This is a genomic window from Rhizobium sp. UBA1881, assembly GCF_002338015.1.
GTDB lineage: Bacteria > Pseudomonadota > Alphaproteobacteria > Rhizobiales > Rhizobiaceae > Rhizobium.
In genome coordinates this window covers 5,162-24,732 of sequence record NZ_DDHH01000135.1, presented here as the reverse complement: position 1 = coordinate 24,732, position 19,571 = coordinate 5,162, and the positions used below count along the sequence as shown (strand labels likewise).

Here is a 19,571-nt window from a genome sequence, read left to right as displayed (position 1 = left end):
GTGGTGTGGAGAACCGCTCGCTCACGCTGCCGCGCGGCTTGGGGCGGTTTGGCCTATATCTCAGGAGTTTTCATGAGGCGACGTCTTTTCCTTGAGCACCCAGCGGCCGGCATCGTGCTTGCGGTTTTCGCTTGGCTGGTGCTCGTGCCGTTTTTTGACGTGCCACCGCGCTATCTTCCGGCGCTCGGGCGCGTGATCGCTGACGCCGCATCCGTCAGCTCCGAACTTTGGAACAGTTTCCTGCACACTCTGGTCGAGACCGTGCTTGGCTTCGTCGCCGGCGTGGCGATGGGGGCCGGTTTCGGCGTCCTTTTCTCCAGTAGCCGGTTCCTCGAGCGCTCGGTATTGCCACTCTTCGTTGCGCTGCAAAGCGTTCCCGTGATCGCTTTCGGCGCCATTGTCGTCATCTGGTTCGGCAATGGTATTCTCGCCAAAGTCGCTATAGCACTTTACCTCACCTTCTTTCCTGTTTCGGTTGCCACCCTGCGCGGCTTGCAGATGGTCGACGAAAAGCGCGTCGCGCTGTTTTTGAGTTTCGGCGCATCGAGGGCCCAGATCTTCTGGCGCCTCGCCTTGCCTACTGCGATGCCCTCGGTCGTCACCGGTCTGAAGCTCGGCGTGTCGCTCAGCCTGATCGGAGCCATCGTGGGCGAGTGGTTCGGCGATAATGTTGGACTTGGCGTGATGTTGTTGCAGGCACTCTATTTTGAACAGGTAGAGCGGGTCTGGGCCTTGATCGTCATCTGCGGTCTGCTTGGGGCGCTGCTTTATGGTCTTCTAGCTCTCCTTGAAAGGAAGTACGTCTGGTGGCGAATCGTCTGAAAACCGTGGCCACCGAGGCTGTTCCTGTCCTTTTCGCCATCGCAATGCTTCTCATCGTCTGGGAGGTTGCTGCGTCCTTCGGCAACATACCGCAATATGTCTTGCCCGCACCAAGCGCCATAGCGTCAGCCACCATGACGTCGCTACCACACATTGCCGACGGCCTTTGGTTGACCACGCTCGAGGCCATTTCCGGCTTCATACTTGGGTCGGCGCTCGGTTTGCTGTTTGCCTGTTTGTTTCTTCTCATGCCGACGCTGCGCATCCTGCTACTTCCTCTGATTATCGCCTTGAACACGGTTCCGTCGATCGCCTTCGTGCCACTCGCGCTGTTGTGGTTCGGCATGGGTGCCGCCTCGAAGGTCGCAATTGCAGCTCTCGCCGTTAGTTTCGCGGTGTTGTTGTCGGCACTGGAAGGTTTCTCGCGCACTGAAAACGGACATCTTAATCTTCTGCGCAGCTTTGGCGCTGGTCCGTTTGCGCTTCTTTGGCGCCTGCAGCTTCCGGCTGCCATGCCGTCCATCGCAACTGGCTTGCGCATTGGTCTTGCACGCAGCACTATCGCGGTAATCGTCGCCGAGATGCTCGGCGCTTACAAGGGTATAGGTCAGATCGTCTATCGCGCCACCGCAGAGATGGACTCGCAGACGGTCTGGTCGGCCATTCTTGTATCGTCCTTGACGAGCCTTTCGCTCTACGGCCTTTTGGTCGCAGCGGACAGGCGCCTGGTCTGGTGGCGGTGAGATGACCCAATCGTCATATGCGAGGAGACGTCTTCTGCTTGGCGGTTTGTAGAGCCGCAAGAACGGATCTCTCCGAGCGCGCAAGATACGCGTCCAATTTATCCGATGCCGCCTCGATGTCCCCGGCCTCTAGCAATACAAGAAGCTCGCAATTCAGGGCGATGTAGGGATCGTGAAGATGGGCGGTATCCTCGAACTGAGCGAACACCAAGCGGAGCTCCGCCAGAACAAGTTCAAAGGATGCGCTTAGCCGCGGACTATCGCATAGCTCGACCATCGAACGATGAAACTCCATATTGATCGTGCCGACGCTTCTCCAGTCGCCAGCCTCACGCGACGCCTCGGTGCGCGTCAGGAGTTCCCTCATGCGCGCCAATGCCGGGTGTGTGCGCACAGCGGCGCGAACGGCGCCTTTCTGGATGACATGCCTCACCCTGTAGATGTCCACGACGGAAGCCTCGCCCGGAGTGGCAACGAAGACCCCGCGGTTGGGTATGTGAACCAACACGTTCTGGCTGGTCAGCAGCCGGAATATTTCGCGCAGTGTGTTGCGCGAGATCCCGAACTGGCCGGCGATCTGCTGTTCGGAAAGCTTGGCGCCCGGCGCCAGTTCGCCTGAGATAAGCATCTCGCGGATCTTTCCCGCAATCTGCGCCGTGAGCGGTGCGTCGTCCATTTCAGCAATCGCCGCAGACATTCTCAATGCCCTTTCCCTGCAAATCCGAGACACCATATCGACCTGAGCGCATGCGAGCGGGGCCTACCACCCACTCCGCAGCACGCTTCAAAAACACGCACCGCACATATTGTTCAACAATCGATATTGCTTTATTGAACAATAATCCGTGACGTCGGTATTTTCAATGGAGATGGAACATGGCGGCAATCGATCTGAACAGCGATCTCGGCGAGAGCTTCGGTCCGTGGCCGATGGGCGACGACGCCGCCATGCTGGCGACGGTGACTAGCGCCAACATCGCCTGCGGCTTTCATGCCGGCGATCCCGCGGGAATCCTGACGGTTCTCAAGGAAGCCGCGCTCCGTGGCGTGGCCGTCGGGGCCCATATCGGTTACCGCGATCTCGTCGGCTTCGGCCGGCGCAACATGGATCCGTCGAGCGCCGAACTCGTCGGCGACACGGTCTACCAGATCGGCGCACTGCATGGCCTGGCGAAGGCGGCGGGAACGAAAGTGCGCTACGTGAAGCCGCACGGCGCGCTCTACAACACTATTGCCCATGACGCCCGCCAGGCAGCCGACGTCATCGAAGGTATCAAGGCCGTCGACCCCGACCTCGTGCTGATGGCACTGGCCGGCGCTCCCATCGTGGAACAAGCGCGAAAGGCCGGGCTCACCGTCGTTTGCGAAGCCTTCGCCGACCGCGCCTATAACATTGACGGCAGCCTCGTCAGCCGCCGGCTGGACGGCTCGGTGATCCACGACCCGCAAGCCGTCGCCGAGCGCATGCTACGCATGGTCAACGAAAGCCGCGTTGTGGCAATCGACGGAACCGTGATCGCGCTCGACGCGCAGTCGATCTGCATTCACGGCGATACGCCTGCTGCCGTCTCGATCGCCCGCACGCTCCGGCAGACGCTGGAAGCGCGCGGCGTCGAGCTGAAGTCCTTTGTCGATATGTCGTCATGAGCGAGCGCCTGCGTTTCCTGCCTTCAGGCAGCGACAGTTTCCTCGTCGAACTCGACGATCTCGCCGCCACCCTGACCCTGCTCGACGCCATACTGGCGGCGGGGATCGAAGGCGTGCGTGAAGTCATCCCGGGTGCGCGCACCGTCATGGTGCGCTTCGATCCGTGGCTGACAAACGTCGCAGGGCTTTGCGAAAAGATCACCGCCCTGGACCTTTCCACGCGCTCGTCACGTGGCGGCGAACTATTCGAAATCCCGGTCACCTATGATGGCGAAGACCTTGGGGATGTGGCCGAGATGCTCGGCTGCACGATCGAAGAGGTCATCCAGCGCCACACCGAGGCGACGTACACAGTCGCCTTCACCGGCTTTGCCCCTGGCTTCGCCTATATGACCTCAGACGATCCACGCTTCGATGTCCCCCGACGGAAGAGCCCTCGCGTAAAAATCCCGGCCGGCTCGGTTGCCATCGCCGGCAAGTTCGGCGGCATCTATCCGTCCGACAGCCCTGGCGGCTGGCAGCTGCTCGGCAAGACCCCGCTCGCGATGTGGGACACGACACGGGAGCGCGCCGCACTGCTGGCGCCCGGCGACCGCGTTCGCTTTCGTGACATCGCCAAAGGCGCTGTCATCCCTGTCTCTTTGCGCAAGCCGTCGGTCGACAAGGTCCTAGTGCAGAAAGCCGGATTGCGGGTCACCCGCGCGGATCGTCCGGCGCTGTTCCAGGATCTCGGCCGACCGGGCCTGGCCAGCCAGGGCGTCTCGGAATCCGGCGCGCTCGATCGCACCTCGATGATCGAGGCCAATCGGTGCCTCGGAAACCCGCGCGATGCCGCCGTAATCGAAGTGCTTTTCGGTGGCTTCGCCATCAAAGCCGATCGGCCGGTGACCGTTGCGGCAACCGGCGCGCCCTGCCCTTTGACGATCCGTAGCGCGGCTGGTGGCGAGAGCAGCGCCAATTTCGCAAGTCCGATCGCCCTTGATGCCGGCGACGAACTCGTGCTGGGAATTCCACCCGAGGGCATGATGAGCTACCTCGCCCTGCGCGGTGGATTTGACGTCCAGCCGGTTCTCGGATCGGCGGCCACCGACACACTCGCCAAGGTCGGCCCGGCGCCGATCGGGTCCGGCGACATTCTGGTTGCGGCCGAGCGTCGATCACTTGCTGTTTTGCAGACCCACGCCGAACAGCGGCGCCTGCCGCGCGCCGGCGAAGTCGTGACGCTCGACATCGTGCTCGGCCCGCGCACTGACTGGTTCACCGAGCAGGGCGTCGCGACGCTGACATCGCAGGAATGGGACGTGACGCCTCAATCCAGCCGCGTCGGCATGCGCCTTGACGGCACGGTGGCGATCGAGCGTTCCGACAATGCGGAACTGCCTTCCGAAGGCACGGCACTCGGCGCGATCCAGGTGCCGCATAGCGGCCAGCCCGTGCTCTTCCTTGCCGATCATCCCCTGACAGGCGGCTATCCCGTCATAGGCGTCGTCGCCAGCCATCATCTCGACCTCGCCGGCCAGATCCCGATCGGGGGCCGCATTCGTTTCAATCCGATCTCCGCCTTTGAGCCGCGAGAGGTCATCGCCGGCACCGTGCCGAACAGGACACTGATTTCATGAAAAAGCTGCTCATTGCCAATCGCGGCGAAATCGCCATCCGCATCATCCGCGCCGCCCGCGACTACGGCGTCGCCTCGGTTGCGGTTTATTCGGACGCCGACGCAAGCTCGCTTCATGCCGAACTTGCCGACGAAGCCTACGGTCTTGGCGCTGGACGACCTGTCGACACCTATCTTAATATTGAGAAGATCCTCGAAATCGCCAAACGGGCTGGCGCCGATGCCGTGCATCCGGGCTATGGTTTTCTTTCGGAACGCGCGGAGTTCGCGCAGGCCGTCATCGACGCCGGGCTGATCTGGGTTGGGCCCGCGCCTGATGTCATCAGGGCCCTTGGCGACAAGGTCGAGGCACGGCGGATTGCCGAAAGCGTGGGCGCACCGCTCGTAAAGGGCTCCGCCGGCCCGCTGGCCTCTGCCGCCGAGGCCGTCGCCTTTGCCCGCCAGGCCGGATTGCCGCTGGCGATCAAGGCCGCATTCGGCGGCGGCGGGCGCGGTATGAAGGTGGCGCACCATATTGACGAAGTCGGCGAGCTCTTCGATTCCGCCGTTCGCGAAGCCGTCGAAGCCTTCGGCCGTGGCGAATGCTACGCCGAGCAGTTCCTGGAAAAGCCGCGCCACATCGAAGCGCAGGTGATTGCCGATAGCCACGGCAACACCGTCGTCCTCGGTACTCGCGACTGCTCGCTCCAGCGCCGCAACCAGAAACTCGTCGAAGAAGCACCGGCGCCCTTCATCACAGAAGAGCAGCGCCAGCGCATCCATGATGCCGCCCGCGCGATCTGCGCCAAAGCCGGCTATACCGGTGCCGGCACGGTTGAGTTCCTGCTCTCACAGAACGGCACGATTTCCTTCCTCGAGGTCAATACGCGCCTGCAGGTCGAGCATCCGGTGACCGAGGAAACCACCGGCATCGATATCGTCATCGAGCAGCTGCGAATTGCCGATGGCGAACAGCTCTCGGTGACAGAGACGCCTGCACCGCGTGGCCACGCCTTCGAGTTCCGTATCAACGCCGAAGATCCGGGCCGCGGCTTCATGCCGACGCCCGGCCTCATCACGCGCTTCCGCGCACCGTCCGGTCCAGGCATACGCCTCGACACCGGCGTGGAGAGTGGTTCGGAAATCCCCGGCCTCTACGATTCCATGATGGCCAAGCTGATCGTGACCGGCGCCACGCGCGAGGAAGCGCTTGTTCGCGCCCGCCGCGCACTCGCCGAGTTCCGCATCGAGGGCGTGGCATCCGTGCTGCCGTTCCATCGCGCCGTTCTCGAGGAAAAGGACTTTACCGGCGAAGACGGCTTCAAGGTCTTCACCAACTGGATCGAGACAGAATTCCGCGGCGTTGCCTCCTCGCCGAGAATAGAGCCCCCCGATGGCAGTCTCATCCGCAGCTTCATCGAGATTGACGGCAAGCGCCATGAGATCGGCTTGCCGGCGGCGCTGTTTTCCGGCCTCGCCGTTACCCCTCAAACAGCTGCGCCCCAGGCATCCCATGAGCGCGAGGGCGCCGTGACCGCTCCCATCCCAGGTACCTTCCGGCAGTGGCTGGTCGACGACAATGCGACGGTTGCCGAAGGCGAGATCGTTGCGGTCATCGAAGCCATGAAGATGGAGACGCGCGTTGCGGCGACCAGGGCCGGCACAATCAAGCTCAGCGCCAAGGTCGGAGATAGTGTCGGCCTCGGCGCGGAACTGGGTATTATCGTGTAAGGACAACGATAGCTCAAAACAAAGGCGCCGGCGGGTCTTGCGATCCGCCGGCGTCTTTTGTTCGGATGATAAAAGAGCGATCAGCTCTGCCGCATGAACTGCTGGATGCGGCTGTCGGCCGGAGAGCTTTCCAGCTCCTGCGCCGTCATGTTCACGACGACATGACCGTTTTCCATCATCACGACGCGATCGCTGACGCGGCTGACGAAACGCATTTCGTGCGTAACGATGATCATCGTCATTCCCTCTCTGGCAAGACCCTCGATGACCTGCAGCACCTCTCCGACCAATTCAGGATCGAGCGCAGAGGTCGGCTCGTCGAACAGCATGATCTCAGGGTCCATGGCGAGCGCGCGGGCAATGGCGACACGCTGCTTCTGGCCACCCGAGAGCTGGTGCGGATACTTGTTGGCATGCGCTGCCAGACCGACGCGGGCCAGATGGTTCATCGCCGCCGCGCGCACAGCCTGCTTGTCGCGATTGCCGTGATAGCGCGGGCCGAAGGTCACGTTCTCAAGCGCCGTCATATGCGGGAAGAGGTTGAACGACTGGAAAACCATGCCGAGACAGGTCACGCGGTGATGGAAACCGGTCACCATGCGGTACCCCTTGGCATCTGCCGTGATCCACTCGTTTCCATCGAGCGTGATGCAGCCGTCGTCGATGTCCTGCAGGGCGTTGATCGTACGAATGAGAGTAGTCTTGCCCGAGCCCGAGGGGCCGATGATGCTGAGCACCTCGCCCTTGCGCACCTCGAGCGATACATCGGCCAAAGCCCGCTTGTCGCCGAAGCTCTTGGCTATACGGTCGATGCCGACCACGACCTCTTCACCGACGCGGCGTTCATCTCCTTCAGCGCCTGCGTGGGCCACAGCTGCCGGCACCGCGATCTCGGCGCCGGTCATCCTGGAAATATCGAGACGACCCTCGAGGCGGGCCAGGAAGAAGCTGAAGATCGAGACAACGAAAACATAATAGAACGACACCGCGACCAGCGTTTCGATGACCATGAAGTTGCGGGTGTAGAGCCGCTGGCCGACGAGCAGTATTTCCGCAAGCGAGATGACCGAGACAAGCGAAGTCAGCTTGACGATGGTGATGAACTCGTTGCCAAGCGAGGGGAGCGCCACGCGAATTGCCTGCGGCAGGATGATATGCCGGTATTTGCCGACGGGGCGTACGCCGAGCGCGTGCGCTGCCTCATGCTGCCCCGGATCGACGGCGATAAGGCCGGCGCGGTGGATTTCCGCAAGATAGGCGGTTTCGGATATGACCAGCGCGATCAAACCGGCCCAAAAGGGAACCGAAAGCACCGGCCCGAGTGCCGGCATGAACTGGGGGAGATTGTAGACGAAGATCAGCAGCACCAGCAGCGGCAGGCTGCGGAACAGCCAGATATAGGTCTTGGCAAACCAGCGCACCGCACGAAGGCTTGATTGCCGCGCAAGCGCGAGCAGGAAGCCGAGCACGGTACCGATGACCCAGGTCAGTACGCCGAGCCACGCCACGAGCGCTGTCGCGCGCCAGAAGTCGGGATAAAGAAAGAGGCTGAGGAGGTAGTTCCAGTCGAAATTCATGGGCGGGTATCCCCAAAAGAGCAGCGGCGCCGAAGCGCCGCGCATTCCGGTGTTGATTGGTCAGGCGAGCGCCCCACCGGCGCCCGCCCGCAACGCTTACTGCCCGACAGCCGCCTTGAATTCGGCTTCGGTCGACTTGGCCACGCCGTACTTGGCAAAAAGCGCCTCGTAGTCGGCATCGCCGTCAAGCTTCGCCAACGTATCGCGCAGGAACGATGCGACCACAGTGTTGCCCTTCTTCACGCCGAAGCCGACAATAACCGGGTAGAGCTGTTCGGTGGAGGTGACCTTCAGGCGGCCGTTCAGCTTCTTGGCGGCATCGGCAAGCACCGCCGAGTTTTCCAGCTGAGCATCGACGCCACCAGACATCACGGCCTGGGTTGCCTCGGGCGAAGTTGGGAATTCGCGGGAATCGATCGGGTTGGCCGAGCATACCGATGCGTTCAGCTTCTCGAGTTCCGGGATCCAGGCCGCACCCTTGATGGAGCCGACGCGCTTGCCGCAAAGGTCTTCAGGCTTGACAAAGCTCTGGCCGCCGGCCGCCGAAACCGCGATCGAGACGCCCGTCTTCATGTAGGGGATATAGTCGATCTGCTTGGCGCGCGCCGCCGTCACGTAAAGCGTGGAGGCGATGACGTTGAACTGATCACTTGAAACGCCGAGGATCAGGTTTTCGAAACGTGTGTCATGAAAGGAAACGTCGCTGCCCGTCTTCTTGCCGATCAGCTTCATCAGCTCGACGTCGAAGCCGGCCGGCTGGTTGGCGTCGTCGAAGTAATTGTAGGGCGGATAGGTGAGATCGACACCGATCTTCAGCGTTTCCGCATGGGCCGCGGTCAGGGGCGCCGCCAACATGATGATACCAGCAAGGAGTTTTTTCACGGACTGTTCCTCTCGATTGATGGCTCATTTTTGTTGAACAATTTTGAGACTGCAATCCCCTGCTATGCATAAAGTTTCATCAAGGGGCGGATTTTGAGCAGATCGATAGCCCGCGTCTCGGCAAAGGCGCTTGACGTGCACCGGGCAAGCAACTGAAATGTCGAAATAAAACGAGATTCTTCGGCGACAGCATGTCAATAGACCAAAAAACACGCCGCAACGACACATCCAGTTCACAAGCAGCATGCGCTGGATCCGGCGCTCATCGAAGGAAAGACCCCATGACCATGGCGCCCCTGAAAATCTCACGCACCAGGGTCGACATCCCGATATGGGCGCAGCGCCTCTCTTGACATGCGTAAGTTGTTCAACAAAAATCATGGACCAAGGAGACCGCATTGAGCAACCAGAATCCCGCCGACCGACCGCTTGTCCTGACGCAGACCGCCGCTGGCCTGCTGCGCGACAAGATTTTGCGTGGAGAGCTTGCGCCCGGCGCACCGCTGCGTGAGGTTGTGTGGGCGGAGGCGCTGAACGTTTCGCGCAATACGCTGCGTGAGGCGCTGCGCGATCTGGTTGCAGAGGGGTTGATCGAACATCGCGCCCATTACGGCGCGACAGTGCGGGCGCTGAATTCAACCGAGATCAGCGAGATCTATGCGATCCGCATGACGCTAGAACTGCGCGGTGTTACATGCAGCGCCTATGCCTCGCAGGAGGCGATGTCCGAACTCGTTGCCCGCGTCGAGGCGGTTCAGCGCGCTGCGCTTGCCAAGGACTGGCAGCAGTGCGGCACCGCTTCGCTGGAATTTCACCAGCAGATCGTCCATTTCATCGGCAGCCCGCGATTGAACGACGTGTTTGCGACTGTCGCAGCCCAGGCCCGCCTCGCCTTCTCGCTGGCGCCAGATGCTCGCCGGTTCCAGGAGCCGTGGGTGGCACGCGATGTAGAGATTTGCGGTCTGCTCTGCGATGGCGACCGCACGGCAGCCACCCGAGCACTTGAACTCTATTTGCAGGAATCCGAACGTGTGGTGCTGGAAGCTGCCCGCGCGCAAAGCCTGCCCCGCCCCACCAAAACATTGGCGGCGCCCGCCGATTGACGGCAGCCCGCCCGGCATATCAGGAGAAAATGACGGATGAAGCCCCAGCCGATTACCAGCACACCGCAAGACGCAGCAAGCCGCAAGGCGATCAAGCCGGTGATCTGTTATCCCGTCGAGACGCTGCCCCGCCCGGACCTTGCGGCGTACCGCGCGTTGCGCGACGATCTGGAGTTCGTCGAGCGCGTGGTCGTGCCCCCGCGTGATGCGGCCTGCTGGACCGTACCTGCCGGCCATTTCTGCCGCATCCTTTCAAGTGAAGGCTCGCAGGTGGGCGATCTGAACCTTTTTAACGCCAACAACCTCGAAGAACGCCTCTTCACCGGCAAGACCCGGGCGCTGAACGGCACACATGTCGGCCTAGGCGACCAGCTCTTCTCCAATATGCCCTATCTGCGCCCGATTGCGACGATCACCCACGACACGCTCGACTGGTATGGCTTCGACGAATTTGGTGGCTCGGTTCACGACGTCATCGGAACGCGCTGCGACCCCTATACGCACAATCTGCTCAGCAACGGCGGCCAGTATCACCACTGCTGCCATTCCAACCTCACGCGCGCTTTTGCCGCGAAGACTGGCAAATCGCTGCAGGAGGCTGGCACCTACATTCACGACGTGCTCAATGTCTTCATGTGCACAGGCTTCACGCGTGATACCGGTCAGTATTTCATGAAGGCCAGCCCTGTTCGCCCCGGCGATTATCTCGAGTTCTTCGCCGAGATTGATCTTCTCGGCTGCATGTCGGCCTGCCCCGGCGGCGATTGCTCGTCCGAGCATTCCTCAGACGCTGTCGCCTGCTATCCGCTGGTGGTCGAGATCTACAAGCCGGCCCGCACCCCGCAAGACTGGAGCGCGCCTAAGGTCAACGGCTATGACGGCACGCACGGCCTTTGAGCCACGCAAGGAGCATCCGATGACAGGCTCCCGCGACATGTTCGCGGGAGTTTTTGGCTGAGGCGTGGCTATGCACCGGAAAGCCTTGCTCCCTTGAGAGATCGAACCAATCCGCGTTTGCGACGTTGAGTTACTATGATTTTCAGAAAGGAGCGGTCCGATGAAAAGGACGTTAGCCGCAGTTTTTGCTGCAACAATGGTACTCGTCGGAGGTTTTAGCCCGGTGATGGCGCGCGACCACCATCATCATGACAACACAGGACGCGCTATCGCCGGCGGAGTTGCCGCAGGCGTCGTTGGCGGACTGATTGGTGGCGCCATCGCGAACTCCGGCCCCCGTTACGTCGATCCGCCACCGCCGCGTCCGCGTTGCTGGTATGAGGATCGCGAGGTCGAGAACGCCTATGATGGCGGATCTCATGTCGAGTCGGTACGCGTCTGTAACTAAGGCGCATTAAAACGAAGTGTGCATTGAGCCCTGCCATGCTGCGCGCATGGCAGGGCTCGTTGCGACGATTACAGACTTCACGATTTGATCTTGTGGCGATAAGCTCGCTTCCGGCAGGGAGGCCGCATGATCGACAAACTGGAATTCTTCATCGCGCTTGCCACCGAAAAGCATTTTGGCCGTGCTGCCCAGGAATGCGGCATATCCCAACCCTCCCTTTCCGCAGCCATTCGCCAGCTGGAAGATCAGCTGGGCGTCATTCTCGTGCAGCGCGGTTCGCGTTTTCAGGGCCTGACACCGGAAGGTCAGCGCGTGCTCGAATGGGCGCGTCGAATTGTTGGTGATGCTCGCACCCTGCGCGAGGAAATGCGCGCTGCGCGCGCTGGCCTTGCCGGTCATATAAGGATCGCCGCTATACCGACGGCGCTTTCCATGCTACCGCAGCTGACCGCGCCCTTTCAGGAGCGCCACCCAGACGTCACCTTCTCGATCGTCTCGCGCAATTCATTGCAGGTGCTCAGCATGCTTGAGAACCTGGAGATCGATGCCGGTATAACCTATCTCGAAAACGAGCCGCTCGGGCGCGTGACGAGCGTTCCGCTCTATGCCGAACAGTATAATCTCATCACCGCCGCAGGTAGCCCGTTGTCCGATCGCGAAAGAGTCACCTGGAAAGAGGTCGGCGACATCAGGCTCTGTCTATTGACAGCCGACATGCAAAATCGACGTATTATCAATCAGTTGCTGTCGCATGCGGGGGTAACGGCGCAGCCCACCCTCGAATCCAACTCGATGATCGTCCTGTTTTCGCACGTGCGTACCGGCCGATGGGCCAGCATCATGCCGCGCAATGTCGCGAAATCATTCGGCTTTCCCGCCGAAATCCGGATGATCCCGATTACCGAGCCGCAGGCGCATCATGTCGTCGGCCTGGTCGCAACGCACCGTGAGCCCTTCACGCCTCTGGTCTCCGCGCTGCTTCACGAGGCGCGCATACTCACCGACAAGCCGGACGTTCAATAGGAAAATCCTATCGGCCGACGGGGCAGCTTTATTGATCGCTTCGTCCTTCCCTGAGAAAGTTCTATAGTGATTTGACGGTTCCACATCGTCGGCCAACGGCTTCTGGAGGAGGCTTGCCGAACGTCTGTGAGCGTCGCTGTTGGTCTGGGAGGGCCGCTGATGAATATTCGTGTCGCCAACGGCGATGTTCCCGACCGGGTGCGTGATATCGTCGAGCGTCTCAAGACGCTCGAGGGGCCGATGCTGCCGATCCTCCACGAGATCCAGGACGTGTTTGGCTACGTGCCATCTGAGGCGCTTCCCGTTATCGCGCAGGGGCTCAATCTGTCGCGGGCCGAAGTCCACGGTGTCGTTACCTTCTATCATGACTATCGCAACCACCCGGCCGGCCGACATGTGCTAAAAATCTGTCGCGCCGAATCCTGTCAGTCGATGGGCGCGGACCGTCTGGCCGATCGGGTGAAGGCGGTGCTCGGCATCGATTGGCATGGCACGACGCCGGATGGGGCGATAACGCTGGAGCCGGTCTTCTGTCTCGGGCTCTGTTCGTGCTCGCCGTCCGCGATGTTGGACGGCGAGGTGCATGGCCGGGTCGATCTCGCCGATATCGAAGAGATGATCGCGGAGGCACGCCGATGAGCGTTCGGATTTATATTCCGCGCGATGCGGCAGCGCTGGCGCTGGGTGCCGACAAGGTCGCAGATGCGGTTGCCAGGCAGATCGCCGATCGCAGGATCGATGCCGTCATCGTGCGCAACGGTTCGCGCGGCATGCACTGGCTCGAGCCGCTGGTCGAAGTCGAGGTGGCCGGCGAGCGGATCGGCTACGGCCCTGTGAAGACGAGCGATGTGGCGTCCTTGTTCGACGCGGGGATGATATCTGGCGGCGATCACCGGCTCTGTCTTGGCGCGGTCGAGAAGATCGCGTTTCTCAAGCAACAGACACGACTGACATTTTCCCGTTGCGGCGTGATCGACCCGCTGTCGCTTGCCGATTATGAGGCGCATGGCGGGCTTTGCGGCCTGCGTCGTGCCGTCACGATGCAGCCGGCCGATATCGTCAGTGACGTCACCCAATCCGGTCTGCGAGGCCGCGGCGGCGCGGGTTTTCCGACGGGCATAAAGTGGAACACCGTTCTCGATGCACCGGGAGCGCGAAAATATATCGTCTGCAATGCCGACGAAGGCGACAGCGGTACGTTCGCCGACCGAATGATCATGGAGGGCGACCCCTTCGTGCTCGTCGAGGGTATGGTGATCGCGGGGCTCGCGACCGGTGCCACCAAAGGCTTCGTCTATATCCGCTCGGAATATCCGCATGCGATTGCCGCCATGACGGAGGCGGTGGAGATCGCGGCGCGCGCTGGCGTGCTCGGCCCTTCGGTACTCGGTTCCGGCAAGGCGTTCGACATCGAGATCCGTGCTGGCGCCGGCGCCTATGTCTGCGGCGAGGAAACGGCGCTCCTAAACAGCCTGGAGGGAAAGCGCGGCGTCGTGCGCGCCAAGCCGCCACTGCCGGCGCATAAGGGGCTGTTCGACTGTCCCACCGTCATCAACAATGTGATCTCACTCGCTTCCGTGCCCGTGATCATGGAAAAGGGAGCTGCCCATTATCGCGACTTCGGCATGGGCCGTTCTCGCGGCACGATCCCGCTGCAGATCGCCGGCAATGTGAAGCATCCCGGACTTTATGAGGCGGCCTTTGGGCTGACCTTGGGAGAAATCGTCGACGACATCGCCGGCGGCACCGCATCGGGACTGCCGGTCAAGGCGGTGCAGGTGGGCGGGCCGCTGGGCGCTTACTTCCCACGCGCGCTGTTCGACACGCCGTTCGACTACGAAGCCTTCGCTGCCAAGGACGGGCTGATCGGGCATGCAGGGATCGTTGTCTTTGACGATAGCGCCGACATGCTGAAGCAGGCGCGGTTTGCGATGGAGTTCTGCGCCGTGGAGAGCTGTGGCAAGTGTACGCCCTGCCGCATCGGCTCGACACGCGGGGTGGAGACGGCCGACAAGATCGCCAAAGGTATCGAGCCGGATAAGAATCGGGCGCTGCTGGCCGATCTGTGCAACACAATGAAGTTTGGTTCGCTTTGTGCGCTCGGTGGGTTCACGCCCTATCCCGTCTTGAGCGCCATGGCGCATTTTCCTGACGATTTTGCGCCTGGGTCGATAGTGGAGGCTGCGGAATGATGCGCGCTGACGCTACCCAAACCCCGCTTTACGCTGCCGACGCTCAACCGAACATGCAGGTAGATCATAAAGTGGCCGGCGCAGCGCCAGCCTGCCCCAGCGGATTGGACGGATGCGCAGAGCCAATCTCACGGCTTGCGCGGGAGACTTCGCGCTGGGCGAACAGCGCTCGGCGCAGAGGCCTCGATCCCATCGCATCAAACCGTTCATACAGGTCCAGACAGGAGGCACACCATGTCCCTCGTTCATGAAATCGACTACGGCACGCCGGCCTCCGCCTCCGAAATCATGGTGACGCTCACCATCGACGGCAACCAGATCACTGTGCCCGAGGGTACCTCGATCATGCGTGCCTCGATGGATGCAGGCATCGAGATCCCGAAGCTCTGCGCCACCGACATGATCGACGCCTTCGGCTCCTGCCGGCTCTGTCTTGTCGAGATCCAGGGACGCAACGGCCTGCCCGCGTCCTGCACCACGCCGGTTGCGGCTGGCATGGTGGTTTCGACGCAGACGAACCGGCTCAAGGACGTCCGCCGCGGCGTGATGGAACTCTATATCTCCGACCACCCGCTTGACTGTCTTACCTGTGCTGCGAATGGCGATTGCGAGCTGCAGGACATGGCCGGCGCCGTCGGTCTGCGCGATGTGCGCTACGGCTACGATGGCGAAAACCACGTCAAGGCGCGCGATAATGGCGGGCTCAATGCCAAGTGGGCGCCGAAGGACGAAAGCAATCCCTATTTTACCTTCGATCCGGCCAAATGCATCGTCTGTTCGCGCTGCGTGCGCGCCTGCGAGGAGGTGCAAGGCACCTTCGCGCTAACCATCGAGGGCCGGGGCTTCGGCTCGCGGGTTTCGGCCGGGATGCATGAGGATTTCGTCTCTTCGGAATGCGTCTCGTGCGGCGCCTGCGTGCAGGCCTGCCCAACCGCGACGCTGACCGAGAAGTCGGTGATCGAGATCGGCCAGCCCGAGCATTCGGTCGTTACCACCTGCGCCTATTGCGGCGTCGGCTGTTCATTCAAGGCGGAAATGCGCGGCGAAGAACTGGTGCGCATGGTGCCGTGGAAGGATGGGCAGGCCAACCGCGGGCATTCCTGCGTAAAGGGCCGCTTCGCCTACGGCTATTCCAGCCACAAGGACCGCATCTTGAACCCGATGGTGCGCGAGAAAATCACCGATCCGTGGCGCGAAGTGACCTGGGAGGAGGCCTTCGCACATGTGGCCTCCGAGTTCCGTCGTATCCAGTACCAGTACGGCCGCGATTCGATCGGCGGCATCACCTCCTCTCGCTGCACCAATGAAGAGACCTACCTCGTGCAGAAGCTTGTTCGCGCTGGCTTCCGCAACAACAATGTCGACACCTGCGCCCGCGTCTGTCATTCACCGACGGGCTACGGTCTCGGCCAGGCCTTCGGCACCTCGGCCGGCACACAGAATTTCGACAGCGTCGAAAAGAGCGATGTGATCGTCATCATCGGCGCCAATCCAACGGATGGGCACCCGGTTTTCGGGTCTCGCCTGAAAAAGCGGCTGCGGCAGGGCGCCAAGCTGATCGTCATCGATCCGCGCCGCACCGATATCGTTCGCTCGCCGCATGTCGAGGCAGCCTATCATTTGCCGCTGAAGCCGGGCACCAACGTCGCGGTCATGACCTCGCTGGCGCATGTGATCGTCACCGAAGGGCTGTTCGACGAGCGCTTCATCCGCGAGCGCTGCGACTGGTCGGAGTTCGAAGACTGGGCGGCGTTCGTGGCCGAGCCAAACCATAGCCCCGAGGCGACTGAGGCGCTGACCGGCGTGCCTGCAGATATGCTTCGCGGAGCTGCCCGCCTCTATGCCACAGGCGGCAATGGCGCGATTTATTACGGGCTTGGCGTAACCGAGCACAGCCAGGGCTCGACAACGGTCATGGCAATCGCCAACCTTGCAATGGTAACCGGCAATATCGGCCGTCCCGGCGTCGGCGTGAACCCCTTGCGCGGCCAGAACAACGTGCAGGGTTCCTGCGACATGGGCTCCTTCCCGCACGAATTGCCGGGCTATCGCCATGTCTCCGACGATGCGACACGCGACATCTTCGAGAAGCTCTGGGGCGTCAAAATCAGCGACGAGCCTGGCCTGCGCATTCCCAACATGCTTGATGCCGCCGTCGATGGGTCTTTCAAAGGGCTCTATGTTCAGGGCGAGGACATCCTCCAGTCCGACCCTGACACCAAGCATGTGGCGGCGGGGCTGGCGGCCATGGAATGCGTCGTAGTCCACGATCTCTTCCTGAACGAGACGGCAAACTATGCGCACGTCTTCCTGCCGGGCTCGAGTTTCCTCGAGAAGGACGGCACATTCACCAATGCCGAGCGACGCATCAACCGCGTGCGCAAGGTCATGAGCCCGAAGAACGGCTATGCTGACTGGGAAGTGACGCAAAAGCTGGCGCAGGCGATCGGCCTTGCCTGGAACTACGAGCATCCGTCCGAAATCATGGATGAGATCGCGCTAACAACGCCGAGCTTCGCAATGGTCTCCTACGACTATCTGGAAAAGATGGGGTCTGTGCAGTGGCCGTGCAATGAAGCGCACCCCGAGGGATCGCCGATCATGCATGTCGATGGTTTTGTGCGTGGGAAAGGCAAGTTCATCCGCACCGAATACATCGCCACCGATGAACGCACCGGCCCGCGCTTCCCGCTGCTTTTGACGACAGGGCGAATTCTCAGCCAATATAATGTCGGAGCCCAGACGCGCCGCACCGAGAATGTCGTATGGCACTCCGAGGACCGGCTGGAGGTCCATCCGCATGATGCCGAACAGCGCGGCATCCGCGATGGCGACTGGGTGAAGCTGATGAGCCGCTCGGGCGACACGACACTGCGCGCGCTGATCACCGATCGCGTCTCGCCCGGCGTGGTCTATACAACTTTCCACCATCCGGACACGCAGGCTAACGTGATCACCACCGACTTCTCCGACTGGGCAACCAACTGTCCCGAGTACAAGGTGACCGCGGTCCAGGTCTCACCTTCCAACGGCCCGACAGACTGGCAGGTCGAGTATGATGAGCAGGCGCGGCAGAGCCGACGGATCTCGGGCAAGCTCGAAGCGGCGGAGTAAACCATGTCACACAGCACCAACGACAAGCTCGTCTATATGGCCAACCAAATCGCGGGCTTCTTCGCGACCCAGCCCGAAGGCGAGGCCGCACAGGGTGTGGCCTCGCATATCAACAAGTTCTGGGAGCCGCGCATGCGCCGGCAACTGTTCGAGATACTGGAGCAGGATGAAAACGGGCTGAGCCCCCTGGTGTTGCGGGCCGTGTCGCTGATCAAACGGCCGTTGTCGGAAACACCCAGTACGGAAACGACCGTCTGACAAACACCATCCCGCCGATGCAGATAGCATCGAAGATAACGGCGCCATTGCGCCGACAGAGGTCATGCGCTTCGGCTATCACCTCCCAACCATCCAGCATCCTCCAGCGCACTTGAAGGTGACACGCGATTACCAATCGAGCTCGGTTCGTTAGAACTGAAGCGGCCTGATAATTGCAGCTAGCGCAATTAAATCGAAATCATTCGTGCAATTGTTTGCGCGAGCTCTTCCCTTCAATATCTCCTCATCAGACGAACGCGAGGTTCGCCAGGGCGGCTTCAGGCCGCCGTTCAGCTCGTCGCCACTTGAGAATTGAGATTGAGATCATGAAGTTGCCCTCCCTACCCCAACTCCTGAGCTTCAACGCAGGCTATGTGGACACGCTCGGTTTTCTAGCGCTATCGGGTCTCTTCACCGCCCACGTCACCGGGAACTTCGTCACGCTCGGCGCAACGGCGGCACTCGGTCTGGGCGGAGCGTTGTCGAAGCTATTGGCACTTCCCGTGTTCTGCTTCGTCGTCTTCGCATCGCGCCTGACGTGTTTGAAATTGCAGGCTGTGGATCGTTCCCCGATCCGCCCGATGCTGATCGTGAAGCTGGCTTTCCTCGCCGGTGTCGCGATTTTCGCGCTCTATCATGGGCCATTTCACGCGGACGAAAACATCGTGACGCTTGTCGTCGGACTTGCTCTCGTTTGCGCGATGGCCATCCAAAACGGGCTGCACAGAGCCCATCTGTCGAAGGCGCCTCCCTCAACCTTGATGACCGGAACGACAACGCAGATCATGCTCGATCTAGCAGATCTCCTGGTCAGCGCGAAACCGGAAGAGACGGCAGCACTGAAGGCACGGATCTTGAAAATGGGCATGGCCGTTGTCACGTTCGCACTCGGCTGTGGCCTCGGTGCCGCCGGTTACATGTTTGCTCCCGCCGCAGCCTTCACCCTGCCAGCCATTCTGGCCACAATCGCACTCTTCGCCAGCACTGCAGGTGCCGACGCATAATTCTCACTCTCACGACTATTGGACCAAAGAAGAAGGAAGACCGCAATGGACACAATTGGCGAAGTCGGCGGGTTGGCAAGTCTGATCGCACCGATCCTCAAGCCGATGGCATCGGGCCTCGAATTCTTCGGTGTCGGCGTCATTCTGGTCGGCGTGGTTGTCGCGACGGTGAGTTACGCGCGAGATCTGATGTCACCTGCCAAGCATGACGCCTACGACAGATATCGCGCGAACCTTGGACGCGGCATCTTGCTCGGGCTCGAAATCCTGATCGGCGCCGACATTATCGCGACTATCATATCGCCCTTGACCTGGGAAAGCGTCGGCCTGCTCGGGCTGATCGTCCTGATCAGGACCTTTCTCAGCTTCTCTCTGGAAGCCGAGATCGACGGTCAGTGGCCATGGTCCAGGGCGTCGAAAGGCGGCACGGAACCCCGTTGACCACAAGGGCGATAGTGCGTCCACTCCTAATCATTCACAAAACCAGCAGGAAAACCAATGACTTCAACCCTCGAATTTGGCCTCGACACATT

18 protein-coding genes are annotated in these 19,571 nt (G+C 61.3%); 15 read left to right on the top strand and 3 right to left on the bottom strand.

What is annotated here, in order from left to right:
* Positions 1–48 precede the first annotated feature (48 nt).
* Both B3605_RS16600 and B3605_RS16595 read left to right on the top strand, forming a co-directional pair.
* Positions 49–822 carry an ABC transporter permease gene (locus B3605_RS16600; protein WP_296435110.1) on the top strand — a complete coding sequence of 258 codons (774 nt, stop codon included), beginning with the start codon at positions 49–51 and terminating at the stop codon, positions 820–822.
* Positions 807–1,565 carry an ABC transporter permease gene (locus B3605_RS16595; RefSeq protein WP_210297259.1) on the top strand — a complete coding sequence of 253 codons (759 nt, stop codon included), beginning with the start codon at positions 807–809 and terminating at the stop codon, positions 1,563–1,565. Before B3605_RS16600 ends, B3605_RS16595 begins: the two co-directional genes overlap by 16 nt.
* 13 nt (positions 1,566–1,578) lie before the next feature.
* On the opposite strand, the gene B3605_RS16590 is transcribed toward B3605_RS16595, so the two are convergent.
* A complete protein-coding gene (locus B3605_RS16590) occupies positions 1,579–2,262 on the bottom strand; it encodes a GntR family transcriptional regulator (RefSeq protein WP_112941204.1) in 684 nt (227 codons plus the stop codon).
* Between the two features lie 179 nt (positions 2,263–2,441).
* Here B3605_RS16590 and B3605_RS16585 point away from each other — a divergent pair, with 179 nt between their 5' ends.
* Genes B3605_RS16585 through B3605_RS16575 form a run of 3 tightly spaced genes read left to right on the top strand, consistent with a single transcriptional unit; the run spans position 2,442 to position 6,540 of the window.
* Positions 2,442–3,212, top strand: a complete 771-nt coding sequence (locus tag B3605_RS16585; protein WP_183795193.1) for a LamB/YcsF family protein — start codon at positions 2,442–2,444, stop codon at positions 3,210–3,212.
* Complete coding sequence (locus tag B3605_RS16580) at positions 3,209–4,831, top strand: urea amidolyase family protein (protein WP_183795195.1); 1,623 nt, start codon at positions 3,209–3,211, stop codon at positions 4,829–4,831. The genes B3605_RS16585 and B3605_RS16580 overlap by 4 nt, the downstream gene beginning before the upstream one ends.
* Positions 4,828–6,540 carry an acetyl/propionyl/methylcrotonyl-CoA carboxylase subunit alpha gene (locus tag B3605_RS16575; protein ID WP_183795197.1) on the top strand — a complete coding sequence of 571 codons (1,713 nt, stop codon included), beginning with the start codon at positions 4,828–4,830 and terminating at the stop codon, positions 6,538–6,540. Before B3605_RS16580 ends, B3605_RS16575 begins: the two co-directional genes overlap by 4 nt.
* A gap of 80 nt (positions 6,541–6,620) precedes the next feature.
* Here the strand turns inward: B3605_RS16575 and B3605_RS16570 are convergent, their stop codons facing one another.
* Together B3605_RS16570 and B3605_RS16565 are read right to left on the bottom strand one after the other, a co-directional pair.
* The gene (locus B3605_RS16570) at positions 6,621–8,117 is read right to left on the bottom strand and encodes an amino acid ABC transporter permease/ATP-binding protein (protein WP_112941200.1); all 1,497 of its coding nucleotides are present in this window, start codon (positions 8,115–8,117) and stop codon (positions 6,621–6,623) included.
* 96 nt (positions 8,118–8,213) lie between these two features.
* Positions 8,214–8,999, bottom strand: a complete 786-nt coding sequence (locus B3605_RS16565; protein ID WP_183795199.1) for a transporter substrate-binding domain-containing protein — start codon at positions 8,997–8,999, stop codon at positions 8,214–8,216.
* Between the two features lie 398 nt (positions 9,000–9,397).
* Here B3605_RS16565 and B3605_RS16560 point away from each other — a divergent pair, with 398 nt between their 5' ends.
* From B3605_RS16560 to B3605_RS16515, 10 genes are all read left to right on the top strand, one after another.
* On the top strand, positions 9,398–10,102 hold the full coding sequence (locus B3605_RS16560; protein WP_210297260.1) for a GntR family transcriptional regulator: 705 nt from the start codon (positions 9,398–9,400) through the stop codon (positions 10,100–10,102).
* A gap of 36 nt (positions 10,103–10,138) precedes the next feature.
* Positions 10,139–10,999 (top strand): urea carboxylase-associated family protein, encoded by an 861-nt coding sequence (locus B3605_RS16555; protein ID WP_112819877.1) that lies wholly within the window; start codon positions 10,139–10,141, stop codon positions 10,997–10,999.
* A 160-nt stretch (positions 11,000–11,159) separates the two neighbouring features.
* Positions 11,160–11,447 (top strand): hypothetical protein, encoded by a 288-nt coding sequence (locus tag B3605_RS16550; RefSeq protein WP_296435102.1) that lies wholly within the window; start codon positions 11,160–11,162, stop codon positions 11,445–11,447.
* A 126-nt stretch (positions 11,448–11,573) separates the two neighbouring features.
* Complete coding sequence (locus B3605_RS16545; protein ID WP_296435101.1) at positions 11,574–12,470, top strand: LysR family transcriptional regulator; 897 nt, start codon at positions 11,574–11,576, stop codon at positions 12,468–12,470.
* 159 nt (positions 12,471–12,629) lie between these two features.
* A complete protein-coding gene (locus B3605_RS16540) occupies positions 12,630–13,109 on the top strand; it encodes a formate dehydrogenase subunit gamma (RefSeq protein ID WP_112941194.1) in 480 nt (159 codons plus the stop codon).
* Positions 13,106–14,662 carry a formate dehydrogenase beta subunit gene (locus B3605_RS16535; RefSeq protein WP_183795201.1) on the top strand — a complete coding sequence of 519 codons (1,557 nt, stop codon included), beginning with the start codon at positions 13,106–13,108 and terminating at the stop codon, positions 14,660–14,662. The genes B3605_RS16540 and B3605_RS16535 overlap by 4 nt, the downstream gene beginning before the upstream one ends.
* 234 nt (positions 14,663–14,896) lie before the next feature.
* Entirely contained in the window at positions 14,897–17,776 is a 2,880-nt protein-coding gene (fdhF, locus tag B3605_RS16530) for a formate dehydrogenase subunit alpha (protein WP_183795203.1), read from the top strand.
* Positions 17,777–17,779: 3 nt separating this feature from the next.
* Positions 17,780–18,034 carry a formate dehydrogenase subunit delta gene (locus B3605_RS16525; protein ID WP_112819887.1) on the top strand — a complete coding sequence of 85 codons (255 nt, stop codon included), beginning with the start codon at positions 17,780–17,782 and terminating at the stop codon, positions 18,032–18,034.
* Positions 18,035–18,360: 326 nt separating this feature from the next.
* Positions 18,361–19,038, top strand: a complete 678-nt coding sequence (locus B3605_RS16520; protein WP_113010562.1) for a YoaK family protein — start codon at positions 18,361–18,363, stop codon at positions 19,036–19,038.
* Between the two features lie 45 nt (positions 19,039–19,083).
* Positions 19,084–19,479 carry a DUF1622 domain-containing protein gene (locus tag B3605_RS16515; protein WP_113010563.1) on the top strand — a complete coding sequence of 132 codons (396 nt, stop codon included), beginning with the start codon at positions 19,084–19,086 and terminating at the stop codon, positions 19,477–19,479.
* Positions 19,480–19,571 lie beyond the last annotated feature (92 nt).

Bases quoted from the DNA above. Each gene is read 5' to 3' on its own strand.
- B3605_RS16520 (WP_113010562.1), top strand. From the start codon at position 18,361: ATGAAGTTGCCCTCCCTACCCCAACTCCTGAGCTTCAACGCAGGCTAT.
- B3605_RS16545 (WP_296435101.1), top strand. From the start codon at position 11,574: ATGATCGACAAACTGGAATTCTTCATCGCGCTTGCCACCGAAAAGCAT.
- B3605_RS16550 (WP_296435102.1), top strand. From the start codon at position 11,160: ATGAAAAGGACGTTAGCCGCAGTTTTTGCTGCAACAATGGTACTCGTC.
- B3605_RS16555 (WP_112819877.1), top strand. From the start codon at position 10,139: ATGAAGCCCCAGCCGATTACCAGCACACCGCAAGACGCAGCAAGCCGC.
- B3605_RS16535 (WP_183795201.1), top strand. From the start codon at position 13,106: ATGAGCGTTCGGATTTATATTCCGCGCGATGCGGCAGCGCTGGCGCTG.
- B3605_RS16575 (WP_183795197.1), top strand. From the start codon at position 4,828: ATGAAAAAGCTGCTCATTGCCAATCGCGGCGAAATCGCCATCCGCATC.
- B3605_RS16585 (WP_183795193.1), top strand. From the start codon at position 2,442: ATGGCGGCAATCGATCTGAACAGCGATCTCGGCGAGAGCTTCGGTCCG.
- B3605_RS16570 (WP_112941200.1), bottom strand. From the start codon at position 8,117: ATGAATTTCGACTGGAACTACCTCCTCAGCCTCTTTCTTTATCCCGAC.
- B3605_RS16540 (WP_112941194.1), top strand. From the start codon at position 12,630: ATGAATATTCGTGTCGCCAACGGCGATGTTCCCGACCGGGTGCGTGAT.
- fdhF (WP_183795203.1), top strand. From the start codon at position 14,897: ATGTCCCTCGTTCATGAAATCGACTACGGCACGCCGGCCTCCGCCTCC.
- B3605_RS16515 (WP_113010563.1), top strand. From the start codon at position 19,084: ATGGACACAATTGGCGAAGTCGGCGGGTTGGCAAGTCTGATCGCACCG.
- B3605_RS16590 (WP_112941204.1), bottom strand. From the start codon at position 2,262: ATGTCTGCGGCGATTGCTGAAATGGACGACGCACCGCTCACGGCGCAG.
- B3605_RS16580 (WP_183795195.1), top strand. From the start codon at position 3,209: ATGAGCGAGCGCCTGCGTTTCCTGCCTTCAGGCAGCGACAGTTTCCTC.
- B3605_RS16525 (WP_112819887.1), top strand. From the start codon at position 17,780: ATGTCACACAGCACCAACGACAAGCTCGTCTATATGGCCAACCAAATC.